The sequence below is a fragment of the Sinomonas sp. G460-2 genome (genome assembly GCF_047759905.1).
Classification (GTDB): domain Bacteria; phylum Actinomycetota; class Actinomycetes; order Actinomycetales; family Micrococcaceae; genus Sinomonas.
Window position 1 is genome coordinate 1 of record NZ_JBKZWT010000429.1, and the last position, 2,496, is coordinate 2,496.

Genomic DNA, 2,496 nt, shown 5'->3' on the forward strand with positions numbered 1-2,496 from the left:
CAGGAGAAGAAGCGCGAGCTCGAGTACATCTGGGAGGACCTCTACCTCCACGGATCGAAGGGCGATGATTTCGTCGGCGTCCAGTCGTACTCCAGCCAGTGGGTAAGCGAAGCGGGCATCGAGCCGCACCCACCAAGCCCGGACAACACCTTGGTCGGCACGGCCTACCGCCCCGACGCGATCGGCATCGCCCTGCGCCACACCGCAGAGGTCACCGGAGGGGTCCCGATCCTCATCACCGAGAACGGCATCGCAACGGCCAACGACGGGCGCCGGATCGCGTACACCGGCGAGGCGCTCCGCCACGTCTCCGAGGCGATCGACGGCGGCATCGACGTCCGTGGGTACCTGCATTGGAGCCTCCTGGACAACTACGAGTGGGGCCACTGGGAGCCCACCTTCGGGCTCGTGGCGGTCGACAGGGAGACGTTCGTCCGCACGCCCAAGCCGAGCCTCGCCTGGCTCGGCGCCGTCGCCCGCGCCGGCGAGCTCGCCGCCGTCGCCCGCTAGCCTGCCCGACCTTAGCCCCGCTGCCCCGGCCCTAAACCCCGCCTTCCACCCTTCAGGAGACCTTCGATGCTGAAGCCCCTCGCTACCGCCACCCGCGACCTCGTCAGCCTCGACGGGCTGTGGGCCTTCGCCCTTGACACCAGGGTCGGGCCCGAGCCGTGGAGGTCGCGGCTCGAGACCCGCCTCGAAGCGGCCGTTCCGGCCAGCTACAACGACCTGTTCGCCGACCAGGAGATCCACGACCACGTGGGCCTCGTCTGGTACCAGCGCACCGTCCGCGTCCCTCGCGGCTGGTACGGCGAACGGATCGTGCTCCGATTCGACGCCGCTACCCATGCCGCGTCCGTCTACGTCAACGACACCTTGGTGGCAACGCACGACGGCGGGTACACGCCGTTCGAGGCGGACCTCACCGAGGTCGTCGCCCCCGGGGCGGAGTTCCGGCTGACTGTGTCCGTGGACAACCGGCTCACGAATGTCACTATCCCCCCGGGGAAACTGACCGTCGGCCCCGACGGGAAGGAACGGCAGAGCTACTTCCACGACTTCTACAACTATGCAGGCCTCGCCCGCTCCGTGCGGCTCTACAGCACGCCTCCGACCCACCTCACAGACGTGACGGTGACGACCGACATCGACGGGTCCACAGGGCTCGTGGCCTATCGGCTCGCGACGAGCGAGCCGGCTCCGGCGAGCGTGCGCCTTGTAGACGAGACGGGAGTCGTCGTCGCCTCCTGTGAGGGGCACGCGGGCACGCTCCGGGTCGAGGACTCCGTGCTCTGGAGGCCGGGGGCGGCCTACCTGTACCGGCTCGAGATCGAGGTCCACGACGGGTGGCAGACTGTGGACACCTACGAACTCCCCGTCGGAATCCGCACCGTCGCCGTCCGAGGGGACCAGTTCCTCATCAACGGCGAACCGTTCTACTTCACAGGCTTCGGCAAGCACGAGGACTCCGCGGTCAGGGGCAAGGGGCACGACAACGCGTACCTCGTCCACGACTTCCGCCTCCTCGACTGGACCGGGGCAAACTCCTTCCGCACGTCCCACTACCCGTACGCCGAGGAAGTCCTCGAGTTCGCGGACCGCCACGGGATCGTCGTCATCGACGAGACCGCCGCCGTCGGCCTCAACCTCGCCGTCGAAGGGGGCCTCACGGGCGCGCCGCCGCGGCCCACGTTCTCCCCCGAGACCATCAACAGCCAGACCCAGGCCGCCCACGCCCAGCACCTGCGCGAGCTCATCGACCGGGACAAGAACCACCCCAGCGTCGTGATGTGGTGCGTCGCGAACGAGCCCTCGACCAACGAGGACGGCGCCCGGGAGTACTTCGAGCCCCTCATCACCCTCACCCGCGAGCTCGACCCGACGCGCCCCGTGACAATGACAACGGTCATCTTCGCAACCGCCGAGAACGACCGCACCGCCGACCTCGTCGACGTCATCTCCCTCAACCGCTACTACGGCTGGTACGTCGCCACCGGCGACCTCGCCGCCGCGGAGCAGATGCTCGAGGCCGACCTGCGCGGCTGGGCCGCGAAATACGGCAAGCCGATCATGATGAGCGAATACGGCGCGGACACCATCTCGGGCCTCCACTCCGTGACGGCCACCCCGTGGACCGAGGAGTTCCAGGCCGACTTCCTCGCCATGAACCACCGGGTCTTCGACCGCATCCCGTCCTTCGTCGGCGAGCACGTGTGGAACTTCGCCGACTTCGGCACCGGTCCCGCCATCCACCGCGTCGACGGGAACAAGAAGGGCGTCTTCACCCGCGACCGCAAGCCCAAGGCGGCCGCCTTCGCCCTGCGCGAGCGCTGGCGCGGGCTCCGCGGACGCAAGCCCGCACCCGAGGTGCTCCGCGAGTCGGAACTCTCGGCGTCACTCCTCTGACAGCTGCACGCCACCTCACCACCCCCACTCCCCCCGTCCTCGTCGCACCGTCCATCCCTCACCCGCCCAGACAACGGAGTCACCATGTCCACG

At 68.7% G+C, this 2,496-nt stretch carries 2 protein-coding genes; both read left to right on the forward strand.

Annotated elements, in window-relative coordinates:
- On the forward strand, positions 1-510 hold a 510-nt coding region (locus ACLN58_RS20920; protein ID WP_415857151.1), incomplete at its 5' end, for a family 1 glycosylhydrolase.
- Between the two features lie 66 nt (positions 511-576).
- A complete protein-coding gene (uidA, locus tag ACLN58_RS20925; protein WP_415857152.1) occupies positions 577-2,403 on the forward strand; it encodes a beta-glucuronidase in 1,827 nt (608 codons plus the stop codon).
- The last annotated feature ends 93 nt before the right edge of the window (positions 2,404-2,496 follow it).

What these genes read in the sequence shown, in the direction of transcription:
- uidA (WP_415857152.1), top strand. Translation starts at nt 577, where the DNA reads ATGCTGAAGCCCCTCGCTACCGCCACCCGCGACCTCGTCAGCCTCGAC.